General features: G+C 38.7%; 28 protein-coding genes. 5 read left to right on the forward strand and 23 right to left on the reverse strand.

Going from position 1 to position 22,259, the window contains the following annotated elements:
* Nucleotides 1-106: 106 nt before the first annotated feature.
* Entirely contained in the window at nt 107-1,468 is a 1,362-nt protein-coding gene (locus BN2425_RS08320; protein ID WP_042457533.1) for a TrkH family potassium uptake protein, read from the forward strand.
* A 40-nt stretch (nt 1,469-1,508) separates the two neighbouring features.
* Here the strand turns inward: BN2425_RS08320 and BN2425_RS23510 are convergent, their stop codons facing one another.
* Nucleotides 1,509-1,682: a YjcZ family sporulation protein gene (locus BN2425_RS23510; RefSeq protein WP_074433028.1), complete on the reverse strand. Its 174-nt coding sequence runs from the start codon at nt 1,680-1,682 to the stop codon at nt 1,509-1,511.
* Between the two features lie 118 nt (nt 1,683-1,800).
* Between BN2425_RS23510 and BN2425_RS08330 the strand changes: the two genes are divergently transcribed.
* The gene (locus BN2425_RS08330) at nt 1,801-2,406 is read left to right on the forward strand and encodes a DUF502 domain-containing protein (protein WP_042457536.1); all 606 of its coding nucleotides are present in this window, start codon (nt 1,801-1,803) and stop codon (nt 2,404-2,406) included.
* Between the two features lie 10 nt (nt 2,407-2,416).
* On the opposite strand, the gene msrB is transcribed toward BN2425_RS08330, so the two are convergent.
* The 5 genes from msrB to BN2425_RS08355 form a co-directional block, all read right to left on the reverse strand.
* Nucleotides 2,417-2,857 (reverse strand): peptide-methionine (R)-S-oxide reductase MsrB, encoded by a 441-nt coding sequence (gene msrB / locus BN2425_RS08335; protein WP_042457539.1) that lies wholly within the window; start codon nt 2,855-2,857, stop codon nt 2,417-2,419.
* Nucleotides 2,847-3,392: a peptide-methionine (S)-S-oxide reductase MsrA gene (msrA, locus tag BN2425_RS08340; RefSeq protein ID WP_042457542.1), complete on the reverse strand. Its 546-nt coding sequence runs from the start codon at nt 3,390-3,392 to the stop codon at nt 2,847-2,849. The genes msrB and msrA overlap by 11 nt, the downstream gene beginning before the upstream one ends.
* Before the next feature lie 143 nt (nt 3,393-3,535).
* On the reverse strand, nt 3,536-4,114 hold the full coding sequence (locus tag BN2425_RS08345) for a YpmS family protein (RefSeq protein ID WP_042457545.1): 579 nt from the start codon (nt 4,112-4,114) through the stop codon (nt 3,536-3,538).
* 5 nt (nt 4,115-4,119) lie between these two features.
* Nucleotides 4,120-4,944 (reverse strand): SGNH/GDSL hydrolase family protein, encoded by an 825-nt coding sequence (locus BN2425_RS08350; protein ID WP_042457546.1) that lies wholly within the window; start codon nt 4,942-4,944, stop codon nt 4,120-4,122.
* Between the two features lie 111 nt (nt 4,945-5,055).
* Nucleotides 5,056-5,634 carry an SCO family protein gene (locus BN2425_RS08355; RefSeq protein ID WP_042457549.1) on the reverse strand — a complete coding sequence of 193 codons (579 nt, stop codon included), beginning with the start codon at nt 5,632-5,634 and terminating at the stop codon, nt 5,056-5,058.
* Between the two features lie 165 nt (nt 5,635-5,799).
* Between BN2425_RS08355 and BN2425_RS08360 the strand changes: the two genes are divergently transcribed.
* Nucleotides 5,800-6,690, forward strand: a complete 891-nt coding sequence (locus tag BN2425_RS08360) for an MBL fold metallo-hydrolase (RefSeq protein ID WP_042457552.1) — start codon at nt 5,800-5,802, stop codon at nt 6,688-6,690.
* An 80-nt stretch (nt 6,691-6,770) separates the two neighbouring features.
* On the opposite strand, the gene BN2425_RS22990 is transcribed toward BN2425_RS08360, so the two are convergent.
* From BN2425_RS22990 to tatA, 3 genes are all read right to left on the reverse strand, one after another.
* Entirely contained in the window at nt 6,771-6,911 is a 141-nt protein-coding gene (locus BN2425_RS22990; RefSeq protein WP_319922069.1) for a hypothetical protein, read from the reverse strand.
* A gap of 549 nt (nt 6,912-7,460) precedes the next feature.
* The gene (gene tatC, locus BN2425_RS08375) at nt 7,461-8,198 is read right to left on the reverse strand and encodes a twin-arginine translocase subunit TatC (protein ID WP_042457555.1); all 738 of its coding nucleotides are present in this window, start codon (nt 8,196-8,198) and stop codon (nt 7,461-7,463) included.
* A 114-nt stretch (nt 8,199-8,312) separates the two neighbouring features.
* Nucleotides 8,313-8,507 (reverse strand): twin-arginine translocase TatA/TatE family subunit, encoded by a 195-nt coding sequence (gene tatA, locus BN2425_RS08380; RefSeq protein WP_042457559.1) that lies wholly within the window; start codon nt 8,505-8,507, stop codon nt 8,313-8,315.
* 313 nt (nt 8,508-8,820) lie between these two features.
* On the opposite strand from tatA, the gene BN2425_RS08385 reads away from it, so the two are divergent.
* Nucleotides 8,821-9,042 carry a hypothetical protein gene (locus BN2425_RS08385; RefSeq protein ID WP_042457562.1) on the forward strand — a complete coding sequence of 74 codons (222 nt, stop codon included), beginning with the start codon at nt 8,821-8,823 and terminating at the stop codon, nt 9,040-9,042.
* Between the two features lie 66 nt (nt 9,043-9,108).
* On the opposite strand, the gene BN2425_RS08390 is transcribed toward BN2425_RS08385, so the two are convergent.
* The 6 genes from BN2425_RS08390 to BN2425_RS08415 all read right to left on the reverse strand — a co-directional run bounded on the left by BN2425_RS08390 (nt 9,109) and on the right by BN2425_RS08415 (nt 14,560).
* On the reverse strand, nt 9,109-9,600 hold the full coding sequence (locus BN2425_RS08390; RefSeq protein ID WP_042457565.1) for a dihydrofolate reductase: 492 nt from the start codon (nt 9,598-9,600) through the stop codon (nt 9,109-9,111).
* The gene (locus BN2425_RS08395) at nt 9,597-10,391 is read right to left on the reverse strand and encodes a thymidylate synthase (protein ID WP_042457568.1); all 795 of its coding nucleotides are present in this window, start codon (nt 10,389-10,391) and stop codon (nt 9,597-9,599) included. The genes BN2425_RS08390 and BN2425_RS08395 overlap by 4 nt, the downstream gene beginning before the upstream one ends.
* A gap of 143 nt (nt 10,392-10,534) precedes the next feature.
* Nucleotides 10,535-11,113, reverse strand: coding sequence for a TerD family protein (locus BN2425_RS08400; RefSeq protein ID WP_042457571.1), 579 nt, complete (start codon nt 11,111-11,113; stop codon nt 10,535-10,537).
* A gap of 52 nt (nt 11,114-11,165) precedes the next feature.
* Entirely contained in the window at nt 11,166-11,777 is a 612-nt protein-coding gene (locus BN2425_RS08405; RefSeq protein WP_042457574.1) for a TerD family protein, read from the reverse strand.
* A 32-nt stretch (nt 11,778-11,809) separates the two neighbouring features.
* Complete coding sequence (locus BN2425_RS08410) at nt 11,810-12,913, reverse strand: toxic anion resistance protein (protein WP_042457577.1); 1,104 nt, start codon at nt 12,911-12,913, stop codon at nt 11,810-11,812.
* A gap of 3 nt (nt 12,914-12,916) precedes the next feature.
* Nucleotides 12,917-14,560 (reverse strand): YceG family protein, encoded by a 1,644-nt coding sequence (locus BN2425_RS08415; protein WP_042457580.1) that lies wholly within the window; start codon nt 14,558-14,560, stop codon nt 12,917-12,919.
* Between the two features lie 211 nt (nt 14,561-14,771).
* On the opposite strand from BN2425_RS08415, the gene BN2425_RS08420 reads away from it, so the two are divergent.
* Nucleotides 14,772-15,017, forward strand: a complete 246-nt coding sequence (locus tag BN2425_RS08420; RefSeq protein ID WP_042457583.1) for a hypothetical protein — start codon at nt 14,772-14,774, stop codon at nt 15,015-15,017.
* Here the strand turns inward: BN2425_RS08420 and BN2425_RS08425 are convergent.
* From BN2425_RS08425 to BN2425_RS08460, 8 genes are all read right to left on the reverse strand, one after another.
* Nucleotides 15,014-15,814 (reverse strand): HAD family hydrolase, encoded by an 801-nt coding sequence (locus tag BN2425_RS08425; RefSeq protein WP_042457586.1) that lies wholly within the window; start codon nt 15,812-15,814, stop codon nt 15,014-15,016. The two genes, BN2425_RS08420 and BN2425_RS08425, sit on opposite strands and share 4 nt — an antisense overlap.
* Nucleotides 15,811-16,932: a cysteine protease StiP family protein gene (locus tag BN2425_RS08430; protein ID WP_195891915.1), complete on the reverse strand. Its 1,122-nt coding sequence runs from the start codon at nt 16,930-16,932 to the stop codon at nt 15,811-15,813. Before BN2425_RS08430 ends, BN2425_RS08425 begins: the two co-directional genes overlap by 4 nt.
* Nucleotides 16,920-18,290: a phosphoribosyltransferase family protein gene (locus tag BN2425_RS08435; RefSeq protein ID WP_235714586.1), complete on the reverse strand. Its 1,371-nt coding sequence runs from the start codon at nt 18,288-18,290 to the stop codon at nt 16,920-16,922. The genes BN2425_RS08430 and BN2425_RS08435 overlap by 13 nt, the downstream gene beginning before the upstream one ends.
* A complete protein-coding gene (locus tag BN2425_RS08440; RefSeq protein ID WP_042457592.1) occupies nt 18,232-19,428 on the reverse strand; it encodes an HpcH/HpaI aldolase/citrate lyase family protein in 1,197 nt (398 codons plus the stop codon). Before BN2425_RS08440 ends, BN2425_RS08435 begins: the two co-directional genes overlap by 59 nt.
* Nucleotides 19,429-19,501: 73 nt before the next feature.
* Nucleotides 19,502-20,278 carry a TerC family protein gene (locus tag BN2425_RS08445; protein WP_042457595.1) on the reverse strand — a complete coding sequence of 259 codons (777 nt, stop codon included), beginning with the start codon at nt 20,276-20,278 and terminating at the stop codon, nt 19,502-19,504.
* A gap of 77 nt (nt 20,279-20,355) precedes the next feature.
* Nucleotides 20,356-20,937, reverse strand: coding sequence for a TerD family protein (locus BN2425_RS08450; protein WP_042457598.1), 582 nt, complete (start codon nt 20,935-20,937; stop codon nt 20,356-20,358).
* A gap of 96 nt (nt 20,938-21,033) precedes the next feature.
* Nucleotides 21,034-21,627, reverse strand: coding sequence for a YpjP family protein (locus BN2425_RS08455; protein ID WP_042457601.1), 594 nt, complete (start codon nt 21,625-21,627; stop codon nt 21,034-21,036).
* A 149-nt stretch (nt 21,628-21,776) separates the two neighbouring features.
* Nucleotides 21,777-22,211, reverse strand: coding sequence for a BrxA/BrxB family bacilliredoxin (locus BN2425_RS08460; protein ID WP_042457604.1), 435 nt, complete (start codon nt 22,209-22,211; stop codon nt 21,777-21,779).
* Nucleotides 22,212-22,259 lie beyond the last annotated feature (48 nt).

Here is a 22,259-nt window from a genome sequence, read left to right on the forward strand (position 1 = left end):
GAAAAAGTACCCACGAGGCTTGCCAGCCTATTGTCCTTACCAAACTTTTACTTTTTGCTGCAATTATTATAGAATTACAGGGAGATTCGTTTAAGGAAGGGAAGAAATGAAAACAGGAAGATCATTGCAGACAAAATCAAAGGAATTATCAGCTATCCAATTAATTGTCATCTTTTACATGTCCGCGTTAATTGTATCCACTTTATTATTATTATTACCATGGGGGCATCGGCCTAATGCTAGTATAAGTTTTATTGATGCATTATTTACCTCTGCGAGTGCCATCAGTGTCACTGGTTTAAGTGTGATTTCAATAAACGATACCTTTAACAATTTTGGCATCTTTTTATTATGTGTCATTCTGCAGCTTGGCGGATTAGGTGTCATGTCTTTAAGTACCTTCTTGTGGATTGTAGTGGGGAAAAAAGTGGGTCTTAGAGAGAGGCAATTAATCATGATTGACCAAAACCAATCAAACCTATCGGGGTTGGTTCATTTAGCAAAGAGAATATTAATCATGATGTTTTCAATTGAAATTCTTGGTGGCATTATCCTAACCATCGCTTATATGGACTATTATGATACTTTTGCCGCTGCATTAAAACATGGGCTTTTTTCTTCCATAAGTGCGACAACAAATGCAGGTTTCGATATTACAAATGCCTCTCTTATTCCTTTTGAGAATGATTATTTTATCCAGTCCATCATTATGTTTTTAATTATTTTTGGGGCCATTGGGTTTCCTGTTATTATTGAATTTTATGAGTTCTTATTAAACTTACGAGTTAAGAAAAAATTTCATTTTACACTTTTCACCAAACTAACAACCACTACTTTTATAATTGTGACAATACTTGGTGCTATTATCATCTACCTATTGGACATGGACCATTTCTTCAAGGACAAAGATTGGCATGAATCATTCTTTTACTCTTTATTTCATTCCGTAACTACCAAAAGTGCCGGGCTAGCAACGACGGATATCAATCAATTTACGGCAACGAATCAGCTGTTTTTGGCAATCTTAATGTTTATCGGAGGGTCGCCAAGCAGTGCCAGTGGCGGTATTCGGACGACTACATTTGCCATAGCCCTGTTAGCGGTGTTTTTTTACGCACGAGGAAAAGGGTCAATTAAAGTATTTAAACGTGAACTTAACACCGATGATGTGTTTAAATCTTTTATTGTGATCACCACAGGAGCTTTGCTGTGTTTGTCATCCATTATCATTCTTTCAATTTCTGAAAAAGGCACGATGATGATGATTATCTTTGAGGTGGCCTCTGCTTTTGGAACCAACGGTTTATCGATGGGACTAACCCCTAGTTTAACAACCTTCGGAAAACTGGTCATTATTCTGTTAATGTTTATTGGACGAGTGGGGATTATTACTTGCTTGTTGCTGTTAAGGGGTAAAGGTAGTAAAGAAACCTTCCACTACCCGAAAGAAAAAGTAATTATTGGATAAAAAAAGCTGTCTCCGATACATGGAGACAGCTTTTTTTATATTAATAAGCCCAGCTTGCGCCAATGATAATTAATAAGATAAATAGAACAACAATTAACGCAAACCCGCCAAATCCTGCACCAAATCCAAAGCCTCCATAACCAAAACCGCCTGCTGGATAGCCAAATCCGCACCCACAGCCATCATGGCCAAATCCGTAACCATATCCATACATTTGCATTCACTCCTCTAATATTTGTTTCATTTCCCTGTTAGATTATGTAATAGGTGCTTGACCTGTATGTGCAAACGCCTATATTATTTTAGAGACAAAGTGAAAGACAGGTGAAATCATGAAGACAATCATAAGAAACTTTCTCAATGGAATCCTGACCATTGTTCCAATCATTCTCGTCATTTATGTAATATATAAAACGTTTTTATTTTTGGATGGCTTGCTTGGAAACACACTGAAACCTTATTTCAGAGATGACTATATTCCAGGGATTGGGCTGCTAACCACGCTCATTTTAATTACTGTGTTAGGCTGGATGTCCACGAAGTACATAACAGGAAAAGTAATCAAATTGATTGATTACCTACTTGACCGGATACCTGTAGTAAAAACAATCTATTCGGTCATCAAAGATACAATTCAATCGTTCCTTGGCGATAAAAAGTCTTTTTCGAAGGTGGCACTTGTCATGATTCCTGGTACTGAGATGCGCAGCCTTGGTTTTATTACATCGGATCAATTGGAGGATTTTTATAGCCCCTTAAAAGATTATGTTGCGGTTTACGTGCCGCAAACCTTTCAAGTAGCCGGCTTCACGTTTCTGATTCCAAAAGATCAGGTAGAAATTATTGATGTGAAACCGGAGGATGCAATGAAATTTATCCTCTCGGGTGGAATGACGTCCACTTCCCTCCATAAAAGTGAAAAAATAAAGAGCCGCTGATGTGCGGCTCTTATTTTCCTTCAAATAATTTGAGATACTCCCCATACCCTTCTTCTTCTAGCTTATCCTTTGGAATAAACTTTAGTGCAGCAGAATTTATGCAATATCTTAATCCTGTGGGGTGAGGCCCATCATTAAACAAATGCCCGAGATGGGAATCTGCAGACTTGCTCCGGACCTCTGTCCGAACCATAAAATGGCTGAAATCATCTTTTTCTAAAATTTCTTCCTCTTCAATTGGTTTCGTAAAACTAGGCCAGCCACAGCCGGCATCATATTTGTCTAAGGAACTGAACAAAGGTTTCCCAGAAACAATGTCAACATAAATTCCGTCTCTTGTTTCATTCCAATATTCATTGCGGAATGGCGGCTCAGTTGCGCTATTCTGAGTCACTTCATATTGAAGTTCAGTCAAACTTTTTTTTAGTTCCGCAGTATCCTTATTTGCCATGATTCTGATTCCCCCAATTTGCTTGAATAAACCCCGCCCGGCCAGATCCTATCTGATATCGCTGGTAATGCAATGGATTCTTTTTATAGTAGTGCTGATGATACTCCTCAGCAGGATAAAACGGTTCAGCTGGCAGGATTGGAGTCACAATTGGTTTATTAAACTTTTTACTATCGGCTAATTTCTGTTTGGATTCCTCTGCAAGTTTCTTTTGGGCATCGTTATGATAAAAAATTGCTGTTTGGTAAGATTGGCCCCTGTCATAAAATTGGCCGCCTGGATCAGTAGGATCAATCTGCTGCCAGTATAACTCAAGTAATTTTTCGTATGGAAAAACATCCGGATTGAACGTAATTTGTACTGCTTCATAATGCCCCGTTGTGCCAGAACATACCTGTTCATAAGTGGGGTTCTCAACAGTGCCGCCTGTATAACCCGAAATGACGCTGAAGATGCCTGGCTGTTCATCAAAAGGCTTGACCATACACCAAAAACAGCCGCCGGCAAATGTGGCTAAATGCCTCTCGTTATCCATATTACCACCCCTTTTGTAAAGATAACCTATCTAGTTTGAGTATACAGAATCGATAAGAAAAAATAAAATCTGCAGACCTTTTATGGATGCTGAGAATCGGAAAAGCCAAACCAGTTTCTTGGTTTGGCTTCTGAAGTGCATAACTATTTAACTGGAACTAATATAGTAAACGCAATATCATCCTTTTTCAGGTCGAATTTATCTGCCTTTATTTTCATATCACTTTTGAGTTTTAATTGCTGCATATGAACATAAATCATTTGGTCATCCGATTTAATCTCTACTCCATTCGGCAACTTGTAATTCTCACTAATAAACCTAAGTACATACGATATGGGAATCGGCAGTCTGCCAATTGACATTGATTTTTGCCTTAACCTTAAATCACCATTGTTGAGCGCATCCGGTTCAAAGGTTAATTTCATATTCACTTTATCATTAAATACTGGAAGAGTACCGTATAACTCTACTTCATCTCCGAGCACCACGCGATAATCGACGGCTGACCCAGACGCTTCTTCCTGTAAATAGTGATTGATTAATTTGTTTAAGTCATATTTGTTTGAGTTCACATGAAAAGAAACGTATTCACCTGACTGTGTCGCCGATTTATTGTTTTTTGTTTCTTTTGGCGGACTGAGAGCTAATGAGAATACAATAATTGCTACTAAAAGATTAATTCCCAGTAAGGCAAGGAAGCCGATTTTCCATTTGTTCTTCATACAATCTAATTCCCCTCTGTAGTAACCATATAAGGCTTATTCTCAATCGCAGGTAAGACTTGTTCTTCCATTGTTTTATTGAGTCGGCCTGCTATAAGCTCATAGCCTTTATCATTTGGATGAAAGTTATCAGTGTATAAAAGATTTTCGTTTGTTTTTTCGAACAAATCTTCAATATCAACAAAATACGCATTAGGATAGTTTGCAATCACCGACTGCCCTGTTTTATTCCATTCAGCGACGATTTCATCCAATTCTTTTATATCTGAGAACCACTTAGAAAAAGGATTATAAAGGCCTAGCAACACGATCGAGGCATTGGGGTTTTCCTGGACAACTGTATCGATAATTTGCGTTAAATGATCACGGTAATTTTCTTTTTCCTCCATAAAGTCAGCTATTTGAAGATCTGAAAAATGATCCTTCACAACCTTCATAATATCATTTCCGCCTATCGTTAGTATAACCAAATCCGCCTTTTGAATGGCCATTGTCATTTCTGTTGAATTCAGCCGCTTAAGCAGCTGGGTGGTTCGGTTCCCCTTCACACCATAGTTTAAAAAATCCACCTCATTAATTCCCTTAGAATTTTCAAGCATAGATTTCAAATATGGCAAGTAACCCCCTTGACCCGTGCTATCTCCAATCCCTTCAGTCAATGAATCACCCGCTGAAACAATTGTTAATTGCCTTGGAAAAAAATCAGCAGGTATAGGGGCAAATGTTTTGCGTACTGTCTGCTTCTCTTTGTGAAGTGCAACTGGCTCAGACTCACTGCAGGAGCTTAATACAAAGATAGAGAGAATTAGAAGGGTGATTAATTTTTTCATTTGATTCACCTTCCTTCTAAACTATTTTTATTATAACATGTCTGGAAAACATACAAAGTTATTCTGTACTTTATCCTATTCTTGGCAAAAAAAATAGACCCAATAAACGGTCTATTGTAATGCCTTGATATCATGAATGATTTCATCATAAGGAACATTTTTATATAGATCATAACTTTTCTTGATTTTCCCATCCTGACTGACAAGATAAACAAAAGTTTGATGAATGACCTGATTGCCTTCTTCCGGTTTTTTCACTATTGTTTTAAAAGTTTCTCTAGCATAGGACTCAATAAATTCCTGTGAGTAGCCTGTTAAAAAGGTCCAATGGTTTAAATCTGCTTGGAATTGCCCAGCGTAACGTGTCAGGACCTCTGGCGTATCTACCGAGGGATCAACACTAAAGGAAACGAATTCTACGTTATCTAAGCCTTCATCCTTTACCTTTTTTTGCAGATTGGCCATATTGGCCGTCATTGGAGGGCAGACATCGGCACAACTGGTAAAAATAAAATCAGCAATCCAGATCTTCCCCTTTAAATCTTTTAAACCAAGAGACTTATTTTCATGAGTAGTGGCTGTAAAATCTTTAACCGGCCAATCGACAGCATTTTCAATCTTGTTCCCCCCACAGGAAACCAACAATACGGAGGAAATAATTAATATGAGCATGGAAATTCGGACTTTCATATCTTCACCTACAGCTTGTTCTATTTACCAAACTCAGTTTACCAAAGTTTCTCTAATGATGAAAGGAAAACAGGTCAAAAGAGTGTTTTCGGAAAAAAATTGTTATGGTATAATGAATGAGCATTCAGTCATATTTAAATATATTTCAAGAAAGAGGTGATGATAATGCATCGAATAGGTCCACTTTTCATAATTGAAGGACCAAACCAAAGTAAGGTCCCCTATTCACGCAGCTTATATGTGAATTGTTCAGAAAAGGTACTGATAGATACGGGTGCAGACCCACAGGAGCTTTTGGATCTTGACCATGAACATGGAGTCGAGTTAATTATTAATACTCATTATCATCCCGATCATACCCTTCACAACCACCTATTTAAAGACACTGTCAAATTAATAAACCCCAAAGAGTATGATTCATCCCGTACCATAGAAGGTGTGGCCCGATTGAATGGGGTTTATCAGGAATGGGGGGAAAAAGGGGTTAAGCTGTGGATGAAGACCCTCCCGGAAGAGTGGTCCAAAAATCTGGGCGAGATTTCCGGCGCGTACCAGTATGATACTGAATATGTTTTTGGGGATATTAAAGTTCATTTCTTACATACTCCCGGACATACCAGCGGTTTTTCTTGCCCCTATTTTCCGGACTTGGGTGTAACTTTTGTCGGTGATTATGATATGACTACGTTTGGTCCGTGGTATAACGGCAGTGATGGCAGTATTGAGGATTTCATTATTTCTGGAAAAAGGCTGCTGGAACTTGATTGTGAAACTTATATTACAGGACATCAAAAAGGAATCTTTACCAAGCAGGAGTTTAAACAGGCCATGAATAAATTTTTGGCTGTTATCGAACGTCGGGATCAGATTATTGAACGATATGTTCTTCAAGGGATGAATTTTAATGAGCTTACTAGTATTGGTATCTTCTATCCAGCACATATGCTAGATGGCCAAATTTTAAAAACATGGGAACGAAGCGGGATTCGCAAGCATCTAAAACGTCTAGGATATACTGTATCTGAAACCACACAAGAATTAATGAAAACAAAATAGGATGGAGGTTTCCTTCTCCTGTTTTATTTATTTAATAACGTTCTTTATTTTCTAGCAAATTCTTGGAAACCTGGTTCCTGTTAATCAAGGGGCGTTTCTAATAATAGTCGCCCTTTTTCTTTTCCTATGATGGATCCGATAACACACGCCTGTGTTCCTTCAGGGTATTTCTGCAATATTTCTAACACTAACTGTTTCTCACATTCTGAGCAGATAATGATGGCTTTCCCTTCATTGGCTAAGTATAGTGGATCAAACCCTCAGCAGGTCACAAACGCTCATTTGCGTATTATACCCAGGCTTAAGTTGGCCATTTTTCATATGATCTTCTTTCATTCACATAAAGGTTGAGTCTTTGTCCGTTTTGGAATTGCTGTTCCGGTCGGAAGAAGTGTCATTTGGATGTTATAATTTTCTGTAGTAGTCATTTGATTACACATAAAAATCGTCCTTTCTGAAATGTTGGTGTAGTAACTTTCATTTTACAAGAAAAGACTTTTTTGTGTTTTTTTAAAATTTGGCTATTTGGAGCCCAAAACTTATAGATTGCACCCTGTTGATTGGAACGGAAGGCGCGAAGACTCCTGCGGGATGTAGAGATCTTGGGAGACCCCGCAGGCGCAAGCGCCGAGGAGGCTCCCGGAACCTCCCCGCGGAAAGCGAAGCGCCTGGAGCGCAAATCAACAGGCCAAATCGAACCAGCCAAAAAATATAAAAAAGGGGGCTATCTAAAGTCAGTTACCTAACTATTTGGACAGCCCCTTCTTTTTTTATGCTTCTATTAACTCTTCTTCTTGTTGTTTCTTCAGCTTTTTACGATACACAAATTTAGACAATGTAATACTAATCTCATAAAGAAGCAGCAGCGGAACCGTTACTATAAAATCAGACATAAATTCTGGCGGCGTAATAACAACCGCAATAATCACTAAAACGAAATAGGCGTACTTGCGAATTTTCGCTAAAACAAAGGGGTTAATAATTCCAAGCGACGTTAAGAACATTACAACTGCCGGCAATTCAAATAAAACGCCAAATGGCAGACTCATGTTCAATATAAAGCGAAAATAGCGGTCAGCCGTGAAATTAGTCACAAACATGTCTCCGCCCATGTTCACCAAGAACTTTAAGACCATCGGGAAAATAATAAAATAACCAAATGAAAGTCCGATGATAAATAATATGAATAAAGCTGGTATATAAGAAAGAGTGATCCTTCTTTCATTCGGTTTTAATGCTGGCTTTACAAACAACCATATTTCAATTGCAAGAACTGGAATGGTTCCAGCAATTGCGACTACAGTGGCAAGCATAAAATAAATCCAAATAATATCACTTGGTCCCAAGACCATTAATTTAACGTCCAAATCTCTTACAAACCACTTGTAGATATCATCAACATAAATAAATCCGACGATAAAAAAGATAACAAAGGCAATAGCAGTTATAATAATCCGTTTGCGCAATTCCTCAAGATGATCAACTAATTGTAATTCTTTATCTTCCATGTACTTCCCCTGCCAATTTCAGTGGTAAAAATTATATCAGTCTTAATCAGTTTTCACACTTAGTAATAGTTTTAAATCCGAGAAGAAAAGGTGCAAGACTCGGAATCTTACACCTTATTTAGTCAATTTTTTCTTTTCTTCTTCGATGTCTCCCATAACATCATCTGTCAGTTCACGGGTTGATTTTTTAAATTCCTTTAAGGTTTGTCCAAACGCCCGCCCAATTTCCGGCAATTTCTTTGGTCCAAAAATAATGAGAGCAAGAGTTAAAATCAATATTAAACCTGGTATTCCAATGTTAGAAAACATAATTAACATCCCCTTAATAATGGTTAATAAGCCTACTCCAATTATAGTATTGAAATAGTAATTTGGGATAAGATTTCAAAATAATTCATAGTAAATTCACAATATCAAATTAAATAGGAGCAATTCGGTAATTTACTCTTTTATACAAGTTAGTAATCTCTATAACAATTTAACAATAACTACTAGGTAAGTCAATGTCCATTTAGATAAATGAATTTTTAAAGTATTTTGACAACTGTTTTTTCCATGCATATAATTAATTCTAAAGTAACATATACTAAATTGGAACCTTACATGGATAGGAAGTGATTGGATGGAATTTTCACTCTTCAGTTTTGACGGTGCTCTACCAGTAGAAGTAACAGTTGATGAGGACAATGGCAGGTATACGATTCGTAAAAGCGACACCAGTGGAGAATTCTTTAATACTCCAAAAGAATTAATAGCCTGGATTAAGGCACATTTTCATGAAGAAGAATTTTGCCATCCAGACGAATTCCGAATCATGCTGAAACAATTAGCAGAATATGAATGATTAACAAAGGATCATCAGCAGGTGTTTATTTCCTGCTGATGGATATTAAGTCAGCATCAATGCTCGTTAATAAATTTTGCGCTCGTAAATTTTAAACTCATAGTCATATGGGTTTTTTTCATTTTTTATACCTTTTTGAGAGGAGATAAGTTCCCATTCACTTAATGTAAATAGGGGGAAGAAGGTATCCCCATCAAACGCTTCGTTAATGTATGTTATATAGAGACGGTCCACATAAGGAAATGTTTCCTTGAATATTTCCGCCCCGCCAATCACAAAAACTTCCTCGCTGATTTTGCTACTATACTGAACGAATTCTTCTATAGAGGAGAAAACGGTGCATCCTTGACATTGAAAGTCCTGCTGTCGGGTAATAACGATATTTTCCCTGCCTGGAAGTACACGTCCAATAGATTGGTGGGTTTTCCTCCCCATCGCTATCGGGTGCCCCATCGTAACCCGCTTAAAGAACTTTAAATCTTCCGGAAGATGCCAAGGAAGCTGATTATCTTTGCCAATTACATTATTCTTGTCCATAGCTAAGATAAACGAAATCATACACTAACTACTCCCTTAATAGGTGGGTAAGGATTATAGTCTTCTAATGTAAAATCATCATAGGAAAAGGCAAATAAATCGGTAACCTGAGGATTTAGTTTCATTTTTGGCAATGGCCTTGGCTCTCGTTCTAACTGCAGTTTCACATTATCTAAATGATTTTTATAAATATGAACATCCCCAAAAGTATGGATAAATTCTCCAGGTTCCAGGTTGCATACTTGGGCAACCATCATCGTTAACAGTGCATATGATGCAATATTAAACGGAACTCCTAAAAACAAGTCCGCTGACCTCTGATATAATTGGCAGGACAGTTTTCCATCAGCCACATAGAATTGGAACATACAATGGCATGGAGGAAGGGCCATTTTATCTATGTCAGCAACATTCCAAGCGTTGATCAATAATCTTCTTGAATTTGGGTTGTTTTTTATTTGGTCGACTAATTGACTTATCTGATCAACTGTTGTTCCATCTGCACCTGTCCATGACCGCCATTGGTGACCATAAACCGGTCCAAGCTCACCATTCTCATCGGCCCATTCATTCCAAATTCGAACTCCATTTTCCTGTAAGTACCGAACATTGGTATCCCCATTTAAAAACCATAGCAATTCATAAATAATTGATTTTAAATGCAGTTTTTTGGTTGTCAGGAGTGGAAAACCCTCTTGCAGGTCAAATCTCATCTGATACCCAAAAGTGCTGATTGTACCAGTACCCGTACGGTCATCTTTTATCACGCCATTTTCTAACACGTGCTTGCATAAATCTAAATATTGCTTCAAGATACGACACTCCCTACACTATTCATATCTTCATATTTTAACACAGATTACGGTTTAAAAAGTATGATAAAATTACACTAATAAAAAAGAGACTGAATTTCAGGTCAGTCTCTTTTTGTAAAAAATACCTCTAAATCATCACATTAAACTTGCAATCCAAAATTACGGCACAGTGCAGCCAGACCGCCAGAAAAGCCACTGCCAACAGCATTAAATTTCCAATCTCCGTTATGACGGTATAGTTCACACACAACGACAGCTGTTTCAACAGAGAAATCTTCTCCTAAGTCAAATCTTAATATTTCTCGATTAGTCTCTTCGTCAACAACCCGAACAAAAGCATTGCTCACTTGACCAAAGTTTTGACTTCGTTGCTCAGCCTCATGAATGGTAACTGCAATTGCAATTCGATGGACATGTGATGGAACCTTACTAAAATCAATTTTAATTTGCTCATCATCACCGTCCCCTTCCCCAGTACGGTTGTCACCTGTATGCTCTACTGCACCCGACGGATCGGTTAAATTATTGTAAAACACAAAATCAGAATCATTGATGACCCGACTATTGTCATCGGTTAAAAATGCGGATGCATCTAAATCAAAATCATGGCCGCCTTGATAACGGTTGGTATCCCAGCCAAGTCCAACAATTACTTTCGTTAATCCTGGATTGGTTTTAGTCAGATCAATTCTTTGTCCTTTAGATAAATTGATGCCCAATAGAATCACCTCATTGCTTATAATTTACATAGGAAAGGTACATTTCTAGTTTTTAGCTATAGGAACGAACGACTTCACTTAGACCGGCTGCATTGGTCCCACTACCAATTGCTGCAAACTTCCATTCATTACCGTGGCGATAAATTTCTCCAGTCACAAGACAGGTAAGCCCACTGTAATTATCCGTTAAATTATAATGAATTAATTCTTGGTTTGTTGATGGATTCACTACTCTGATAAACGCGTTGCGAATCATTCCAAAATGCTGTTTACGCTTAACGCAGTCATAAATATTGACCACGAAAACAAGTTTTTGAATATGTGACGGCACCCTGCTTAAGTCAATCATGATTTGCTCGTCATCGCCGTCTCCGTCCCCTGTTAAATTATCTCCAGAGTGCTGGACACTTCCGTCATTACTTCTTAAATTACCGAAATAGATGACATCTTTGTTATTCCTCAGTTTATCATTTTCTCCCAGCATGATAACAGATGCGTCACAGTCAATGTTTGGTGCTCCGCCGCCGCCAAACAGTGAACCGAACAGCCCGCCGCCTCCGCCGCTTTGAACAGGATCCCAGCCTAGACCCACCATAATTTTTGTAAGACCCGGGTTACTTTTGGTCAAATCTACTCGCTGGCCTTTTTGTAAATTAATTGCCACTTCTATCACTCCATCCAAAAGTTTGTCTATTTTTATTGCTGCTTCAATTTTTTAAAATTGTCTTGAAGCTGTTCTAACCGTTTTGTTCCCTCTTCGCGCAAGCGCCTGTTTTCATCTTCAATTGCCTTCGTTTCCTGCATTCCCTTGATGATGATGTTCCAGGATTCCTCAATGGTTTCAATTTTGATGCTCGGCCCGCCGGCGAGTCTAGCAATATCTGCACTTTGCTGTGAAATATTTTGAGCATTCCGCAGCAGCATTTCATTGGTTCTGCGGTCCAATTCACTCATGGAATCTGCCACCAGCTTTTGCCGTTTAGCTGCTACCGCTTGGATTAAACCATTTTTAAAAATCGGAATCGTAGTGACAAAAGCCGAATTGATTTTTCCAATCAATTTTGTATTTCCACGTTGAAGCATCCGAATTTGCGGAGCAGTTTGCAGTGCAACCATTTTAGCCATTTCCAAATCATAGATACGCTGTTCTAATAGCTCTATTGCATTTTTTAACGAATCAAGCTGCATCGAGGCAAGCTGGTCACCGGAAGCCGCTTTTGCTTCCAACTGTGGAAGCTGATTGTTTTTTAAGTCTTCTACTTTTAATTCACCCGCAACAATATACTTTTCGAGGGCCATATAAAACTGATAGTTCTGCTCATACATTCCTTCAAGCATACTAGTTGCATCAACCATTTCCTGACGGTACTTTGAAATTTCTACATAGACTTTGTCAATTTCGGAACCCATGGTTTGATATTTGCCAAATATTTTTTCAATCATTTTTTCGCCTTTTTTGAAAAGCTTGCCAAATAAACCACCTGAGGACTTTTGGAAATCTTTTGGATCGAATTTATCCATAATTCGGCCAAGCTGTTTTAACAGTTCACCGGAATCCTCTACCTTTGTGGTTCTCATGTTAGCTAAAATTTGGTCAGAGAATCGTGAAACTTGTACAGCTGGCTCTTTGCCAAACTCTAAAACTTGAATTTGGTCACGTTCATCAATGGAGCGTGCCAGATTTTGAATTTCAGGTTCTTTGCGGAGAGCAAGCTTGATGTCAGAAACTTTGGCCTCATTCAACAGGTCCTCTGTTGGCGCTGGTGTAAAATTACTGGATGGATTAGGTGATAAATTCACTGGTTAATCTCCCCTTAAATTTTTTAAAATACCTTGGAAAAGCCCCTTTTTAAAAATGGAATGGGACGGCTCTTTATAAGCTAGATCAAAAACTACATCCTCAAGCCAATGGATATCGAAAATTCCAGGAGCTATATATGTTTCAATGTCATTGTGACCCGTTGGATTGTAAAGAATGATATCAATACCAAATTGATTGAGCAAAAGCATCATAGCGGCATCGGACCTTGACAGCCTTCCGGTCAATTCATTATTGAATACGATTAGTTTGGGTACTTGCTGTGAATAATCAAAGCGTTCCAACATTTGAATGATGCTTTTTGGCAAAAACATGGACTGAGTAAACAGGAAGATTTTCACTTCCTCTAAGCTTTCCATTGGCAATGGGTTGATCTCCGGCTTATCACAGATGTTTCTAACCGCATTGGCGATACCTTTTTGTAAACCTGCTGGCAAAAATGAATAAGGCCAATAATGCGATTTCATGATAGTAGCGGGATCGATCACCCCATCTTTAGCCAAAGCGTTTCGATAATGAAAACGAAAATCACTTGAACTTGGAACAGTGAAAGGAAGCTGGCGTATTAGCAAGCTGTTTTCTAACTCGACCAGGGAATGAAGACGTTCCCAGTACTCTTTTCTATTTTTACTGACACCTTGAATTTTAGCGAAAATTGATGGTATTTTCACCTCACCGTTTTTCACCTCAAATTCCGGACGAATCATAGCCATTTCTTTAGTAAGGATAAATAGTTCATCGTATGTTGTCCTCAGTGTAAGTGACGACGGAGTATACTCTCTTAACTGCCAAGGCTTGTATAGTCCAGACCCTTCCTGATTGAGTATTGATTCAATTTCTCTGGAAGCTCTGTACGCTACGGTAGTTTTCCTGCTTCGCCTTTCGGTTGGAAAAGGTTCAGGGGGCTCCTGATTAGGATATTGATGCTTAAAAATGGGGTCTGTGATAAAACCATCCAATATATCCCGGCCTTCAGGATGAAATATAACCATGTCACAGCCAAGCGAAATTAAATAAAATAAAAAGTATTGATGGCTTTTTTTAAAGTCACCGTACCACATAAACCGAGGCATTTCCTTTTGCGGATCAGCTGTTTCGAGCGCTGGCTGCAAATGATTAAACGACCACTTTATGATATCGACCAATATCCGCCTAAGCTCATGATTTTTTAATCCATCCTGTTCAAGCCGAGTAAACAGTTCAAGCGTTTCAATCATCGCTTCTCGTATTTTGCGATGAATAACAGGGACATTGGATTTTATTAGAAGCTGTTCACCATCGAGAAAAGCTGTAAAACGATTAACCGACAGCTTTTGCTCTTGGCTGATGTTCAAAATTTTCTGTACAGCTTGGAAACGGTTGTTATCAATTGTTTTATCAAGAGAATCTTCACTCAATAGGTAGAGACGAAATTCTCTGGAAGTTACATAGTCATACAAATGATTATAATAATCGTCAGTATCAATTGGAATCCCAAGGAATTCCCCTACTACTTGACCAATTTGAATAGTCCCATTTTCGAATAAATAATTTGGCCTTTCTGACAACGGCTTTTTTAATATACTCAGCCAATTTTCATATGAAAGGGATACAGGATGGATGTTTAATTGTTGTATAAGTGGATACATTTAAAATCCCTTCCTCTATAAGCAAAACTCATTCCTATAAGTCAGCAAATCGCAAATTGCAAATTATGTAAGGCTTTTACCTTTCTATCTTAACATAGTTGATAAAATGGTTCATTTGTTTATACGAAAACAGGTTGAAAAAGTTTCTGCTTTTCACCATTTTTCCTGTCCCTACATATATTTGAATACGATACTAAAGTAGGTGACTTCAATGAGATTTCTTTATAAACGTCCCAAGATGGACCTCGTATCTGAGGAACTGATTACCGTGATGCAAGTGATGTCATCGGATGTGTTTATCTATTTAGATTTATTTGTCTTCAGTCTAATTTTCACCCTGCTTCTCTCACCAGCCCTGGCATCTGTCAGTCATATGATCTTATTTCTCGTAGTTTGCTATTGTTTACTTGCCTCTATTTATTACTTTATCGTTAGCCGAATGCTCGAGGGTCATTAGATAGCCAAGGGGATTAACCTTAAAAATTGCTGAATAATTTCTTCCCCTGCCTTGACCCCAGTTTGACTGGTAACAGTCAGGCCTGTGTTTACGGATTCCTTTACAAGCTCCCCATGTTTCGGAACAAAACCGAGCTTACAAAGCGTTAAAAAGTCCAAGTCAAGGCGGGAATCTCCAGCCCCAGCAGCTACTTTTTGTCCTTCCAGCTTACAAATGAATTCAAGTGCTGCCCCTTTACTGATTGCTTTGGGGATGAAATAAAGTTTTCTGCCTTGAAGGGATATCCGCCAACCGCTTGCTTCTGCTGCTAAAGATATTTCTTTAATCAAGGATTCTGGAAGCACATCGTACAAAATGGAATATAAGAATAAATCCTCTGCTTGCTTCCACTCACCATTCCATTCTAACCCACTGCGCTTAATCTCCGAGAGAAATTCAGCCGGGGATAAAGATTGCTCTTCAAGATTTTGAGAAATATAGTTTGTCCATTCTTCCAAAGGTCTTCCGTTCTGTATAATGCGTGCTCCATTTGAGGTAATCGCGTATTTTATAGGAATATCTTGGCCGAAGATGAAAACTCGATTGAATTGTTCCGTAGTTCTTGTTGTAACAGGTATAAATAGACTGTTATGCGCAAGCTCTCTTAATGCCGAAAAGGCGTTCTCAGTCATATAGGCAACCCAACGGCTGCCTTTTTTTTCTACTGGTTTAAGGTTGTCTATTTCACTTGAACCAAGGATATTAATGGCACGATTTGAATAAATCAGGGTACGGTCCAGGTCAGATGCAAATATCATTTCTTAGACCCCTTAACTGTTTTAATGATTCCACAACAGAGATAGCTTAGGTCAGCATACTCCACTACTTCCACATTCTTCTCTTCTGCCAGCAGGAGAATGTGTTTTACATATGGGCTTGTTTTGTCTCGCATTAAAATCTTCCATGGCACCCTTCTTAGTAAAACTCTCGTTGTTTCGCCTACTCCCGGTTTAATAAAGTGAGTACTTTCAACTGAAAATTCCGCTTGGATTTTTTTTACTTCCTCCATGCCTAAAAATACAGCGCCTATTTCATCAACTTGTTTTTCTGCCGCAATCTTTTGTGCCTGATTCGCTATGGTTGGGAATTCGCCTTCAATGATATTAATATATTGATTGGAAACATCTTCGTCAGCAAGTTCTCTATAAAACTTTGCACCGTGAAAATCATCCTTACCAATATAAAGGTCGTTTAAAACAGTACGGCTTACAAGGCCAGAGACAGTTGAATTTAAGCACGCACTAGGTATTAGAAAGTCTTCTCTAGTACCATACAGAGTGGTGCAGTATCCAGGGTCCGCAATAACGGCTACCGTATCGTCCATTCTAACTCCATATTTCCGCTCATAATCCGCACATGCCTTTGTTAACTCTATTGAGATTGCTCCTTTTCCGGTCCATCCATCTATAAATTGAATGTTCCCATTTGGATGAGCCTTCCGTATATAATGAATGGCGTTTTCGTCAATGCCACGATCCCGAATAATCGAGACACTGTAGTGTGGCAAAGAAATGTTAAAGCGGTCCTTTATGTACCTTTTTATTAATATACCTGCCGGTGTGCCTGCACGAGCTAAGGACACAAGAACGGTTTGTTCACCCTTCAGTTGATAAATTTGCTCTGAAACAATGCCAATGCATAAAGCCACCTTCTGTTTATATTCGTGTAATGCTTTCCAAAACAGATCCACATAGTGTTGGGGAGGCTGATACTCGATAGGCAATGACTCACTGTAGTGTCCTCCTGTTTGCATTTTCCATTCCCTGTTATCGGTTGTATCTTCAAGCTGAACATGGCTTAAATCTTTTAACAGAAATAGCACGTCCTCCTCAGAATAAGAACCCATTTTAGCAGGTTTATTCATTAACTCCTGCATATTAATCCCCTTTCTTTTGAACAGCTGACAAGTTTTACTGATTTGATTTTTGTTTTGGCCAGTTCCTGTAGGAATGGTTCAAGTGCCTTTAAGGACGGCTCTCTCTCAAAAAATAAAAATAATTCATCATAATGATCAGGGGGAATATTATAGACGAAATGAGCAACATCATTGTCCTCTGGTGAGGGAAAGGCTAAGCCATATCTAGCTCCGTACCCAACCTCATTTGCAACATAAATGGGACTTCTCGTGGTAGACTGAAAGAATATACCGCTACCCATCTCGGCTGCTAATTTCATAGGCAGATAAATAAATTCTCCTGTTCCAAGGCAAAGAGTCCGTCTCCCATTTCGATAGGATGAAAGATATTGCCCAGCCCGAACAATCGTTTCATGAAGTAATTGGTTTTCAAGACTTGAAAGACCGAACCTACCCGTTTCGTTGATAAATAAAGCCGAATTCTCCTGTTTAATGGACGAAAATTCGGTTGGTATAAAAAATGCTTCTAAATCCAAGGCTTCTACCGTCATATCTTCTTGTTCTGTCGTCGCGATTTCAGAAGCTTGTCTTTCTAGTTCCTTCAATGTTCTTACATGGACATGCCCTGAAAGCAAACTAACTGCATGAATAGTGATTCCCAATTCATGCTCAAGACGGGAAAATTTCTGCCTATCTTGCTCAGAGCGCCAATCCAATATTGAAACAACTGAATATTCCTTTCTTGGAAATCTTTCGTGTAGTGATCTAATAATATTGAGAGCTGTTTTTCCAGTTGTCATCTCATCATCAACGAGAATGATTTCCCGATCATTGTCCAACGTTTCGAGCTTTATATAGCAGCGATGGGAAGTAGCGTGGGAATGCTCTTCCTCAAACGTAATATCCGGTTGTCTTCCTGCTAGCTCCTCTCTCGTCGTATGAAAATAATCAGCCTGTTGAAAACAATCGAAGAACGCTTGGCCAAGTGCAGTAGCCGTTTCGGCAAAACCGATGATGACTGGATTTACGCTTGCAGGTATAAAAGGAATACTTCTATAGTGCTTCTCATTATGAAATAAAGATATCAGCTCTTCCGTTTCACCGTTGCAGTCCCTACCCAATACACTCTCCGAGTACCTGGCTGCTAATAGAGCAGCGGTTACTAGTCCTTTATGCGGATTAATTGGCAAATGCTTACCAAGAACCTTGCTCACAAATAAAAACGAACGTTTTTTATTAATCCGTGCCGCCATTGTAAACAAACGTTTGATTTCCAACTTATAAGGATTCTCCGTTACTTCAATTTCAGTCTCAATGGAATCAAGAATAGGAAAGATATACTTCTTTTTTGATAAGGTCAAGGTTTGTGACTTCTTCATGTAGCACCCCGTAAAGCTTTGATTTCAGTATCGTCTTTTGCGCCCAATAATAATGGGGCTTGATTTCATTCATCTTGTTGGAAAACTTGCTTTTCATTACGCCAACGTCACCCGTTGCAGCATTTACGATATTAATTGCATCAGTATACTCCTCATATGTAACAACATTAAGAGCTTGCACCACTTTTATGTGTGTTGGGTGAATAATTGTTTTTCCGGCTAACCCATTGGCAACGTCCATCATCACTTCTTGTATTAAACCGTCCAAATGCTGGTTAATCAATTGTTTTCTCCATCTCATCCCTTCTTCGCCATAACGTTCGCGGAATGGGGTTTGTCTTAATTGCGGTTTAAGAATCCTGTCACCTGATGTGAAATATTCCCAAACGGGACCGGAAACAACATAGGGGCTGTCAAGTCTTTGAAAAATATTAATAATATCTGAGATTGTATCTCGCAAAACAGCAATATCATAAACTGTGCTCTCAGCGCTCCGCCTGATTCCATACAACCCGCAAAAATCCGTCGCACCAATCCGAATATTTAAAACAATTTCTTTATATTGGTCCACCAACGCCTTAATATCCATTAATTCTCTTATTCTTGTTTCTTTATGTATCACGTTCGCGGTTTCTAGAATGGGCATTGCATAAAAAGGCTGATGCTCGGTGTGAATTTGATATACTTCTCTTAACAGCGCCTCCCCTGTTTCAGGGCAAAACTTTGGCAGCACCACCCCTGTCAATACATGAATAGAATCCTCTACTTGGGCCACAATCCGTTTTAATTGCTCGAGCGACCGTATTCTTACAAACATTAGCGGCAAATCAGCAATAGAAATAAATCCTTTGTGGAGTTCTTCCTTCAGCTTTAGCAATTCCAAGACTAGTGATTGTTCCGCAGTCTCGACCTCTTTATCCCCAACCGCATCTTCTAAATCAATCACCAGAGAGGTTAGCCCTTCGTGTTTTTTTGAGAGGATTTCTTGATGAATATTCGGCCGGGTTGCCGGCATGTATAAGGTTGCACCCAACCCATAAGCAAGAAGGTCTCGATTGGTATATTTATTAAAGTCTTGCGGCATTTGATAGAAGTATTGCTCTAGTTCATTATCGTAAAAATAGGAAAAAAACCTCATCTCTTTTACTCCTCAGTTTTTGGTAAAAAATAAGGGAGACAACTCACGTCTTCTCCCTCTGGTTAATAGTTGTTTAAGATTGATGTCCTTTACCTGCTTCTTTCTTCTTATTCATAAAGTGAATAATAAAGGTAATGCCAAAAGTTAAAACAAGAATGATGAAGAAGGTCACATGGCCCATTTCAATGTGGAACACAGTTAAAAACATTTTTACTGCAATAATTAGAATGAGAATATAAGCAGTTGTCTCAAGTTCAGGTACACGGTCAATCAAAGTTAGGAATACTCCGGCAACCCCCCGCATCATTAATACGCCAAGCATTCCTCCAATCAACAGGATCCATACCTCACTGCTAACTCCAAATGCTGCCAGTACACTGTCTACTGAAAAGGCGATATCCATTAACTCTACTGAAACAACGGTTCCCCAGAATGTTCCGAACAGCCTTATCAATAAACCACTTTTATTAATTCCTTCTGCTTCCTCATTTTCTTCTGACTCTCCTTTTCGCTTATCCATAAAGTATTTAATGGATAACCAGGCTAGGTATCCTGCTCCAATAATTTTTACCCACCAAAATTCAATCAGATATACTCCAATCCCAATGGCAATAAATCGAAATGTATAGGCTCCTAATAAACCGTAAAATAATGCCTTTTTTCGTTTATCAGGTGGCAAATGCTTAACCATAACAGCCAAAACAAGTGCATTGTCGGCTGATAGCAATCCTTCAAGAACAATCAGCGTCCCAATTAGCCCCCAAGCGACGGGATCTGTTAATACCTCTCCCCACATGTGCCAATCAAAAAACTGAGCGTATGTATCCAAAATTCCTTGTAAAACTGACATGAATGTTGTTCCTCCAAACGAAGATAAAAAATTTGTAAAGAGACCCAAGCTTAGCGCTGGGTCTCTAACTTTTTAGATTAACCTACCTGTAAGCCGAAATCAGTTGCAAGCGCTGCTAGGCCGCCCTGATAACCACTGCCAATGGCGCTGAACTTCCATTCCCCATTGTGGCGATACAATTCCCCAACGACAATCGCCGTTTCAATGGAGAAATCTTCTCCTAAGTCATAACGAATCAGTTCTTCGCCAGTAGCTTCGTTAAAAATTCGAGCATAGGCGTTAGATACTTGCCCAAAATTCTGGTTTCTGCTTGTTGCTTCGTGAATTGTAATGGTAAATGCAATCCGCTGAATGGATGCTGGAACTGCCGAAAGGTCAACTTTCACTTGCTCATCATCACCATCACCATCACCAGTTCGGTTATCTCCTGTATGTACAACTGCACCGTTGGCACCTTGAGGGTTGTTATAGAAGACAAAATCGGTTTCAGTCGTCACTTTCCCATTTTCACCTAGCAAAAAAACAGAAGAATCTAAGTCAAAGTCATGACCACCGTCATACTTATTCGTATCCCAACCAAGTCCCACTACTACTTTTGTCAGCCCAGGATTTGTTTTGGTTAAATCAACTTTTTGACCCTTTGATAAACTAATTGCCATGTTCATTCCTCCAAAATAGGTTATAGATTATTTACGTGTGTTACTAGAGAAAAGTTTCATTTATACTATAAATTTTTTATCTCCCATTGGCAAATATTAACTCATCCATTTAGGCGGTGTATTTTTAGCCCAATAGATGGATCCTAGCTGATGGTGAGTTTGATAATCATCCTCATAACTATGATAATGAAAGTTAAACCAATAACCGTCCTGCGGCGGCTGGTCTCTTCGCACATGGAATCGAAGAATATCTTTCCCTGAATCAGCATTTTTTATATGAAAAATTTTTTCTGTATACCCGTTCCCTGGCTGTTCGGAAATAACTAGATTTTTTAGCTGTTCATCCGGTAATCGACTGGCTGTTTCCTCAATTGCGAGTTCAATGTTCGGCAGGATGACATCACGAAATTCATTTTCGATAACCGGCTTAATTTTGTTGCCGAACTTTTGATATGATTGCTGCTCTGCCTGTCTTAATAGAATTTCCATAAAATGATCTCTATTAAACTCTGATTCTGAATTACTATGATTTGTATCATGTACATACGTGCCAATAGAAGGAACTTCAAATGCATCCCGATCATTCGGGCTGTCTGCCTCAGCTGGATTAATTAACTGAGTTGGTGTAATAAGCCCAAACGTTAACACAGACACCATGACAAAAAGCGTTTTCCTAAACCAATTATTCATATTACTCACCCAAAATCAATTCATAGTCTTGTAACATTACGGAAAACAAATATATTTTTATTATACAGCTTTTTTGAATAAATGGAAAATATCTAGTAAAAAAACTGGCAGTTATTTAACCAACTGCCAGTTTTCCCATACCCTTCCTATTAACAATGAGTTTCCAAAGCATTCAATACATTTTGCATTACTGATTCCATGGGCATTCCTTCAATATCATGTCTAGGAATAAAGTGAACCACTTCTTTGCCCTTTAATACGGCCATGGATGGTGAGGAAGGTTCAATTCCTGTAAAATACTCACGCATCTTTGCCGTTGCTTCCTTATCCTGACCGGCAAATACAGTAACAAGATGGTCCGGTTTTTTCTCACTTGCTGCAACTGCTTGTGTTACAGCAGGTCTAGCTAATCCGGCCGCACAGCCGCAGACGGAGTTAACGACTACAAGAGTCGTCCCATTTACATCTTCCATAAATTTCTCTACTTCATCCGCGGTGTTAAGCTCCTCAAACCCGGCTCTCGTAAGTTCTTCCCGCATTGGAATCACCATTTGGCGCATATATTCTTCATAGGCATTAGACATATTGAATCACTCCATTTTCCATTGTAATTAAAAAGTTATACTTACTGG

The sequence above is a fragment of the Neobacillus dielmonensis genome, from assembly GCF_000612665.1.
Lineage (GTDB): Bacteria > Bacillota > Bacilli > Bacillales > Cytobacillaceae > Neobacillus > Neobacillus dielmonensis.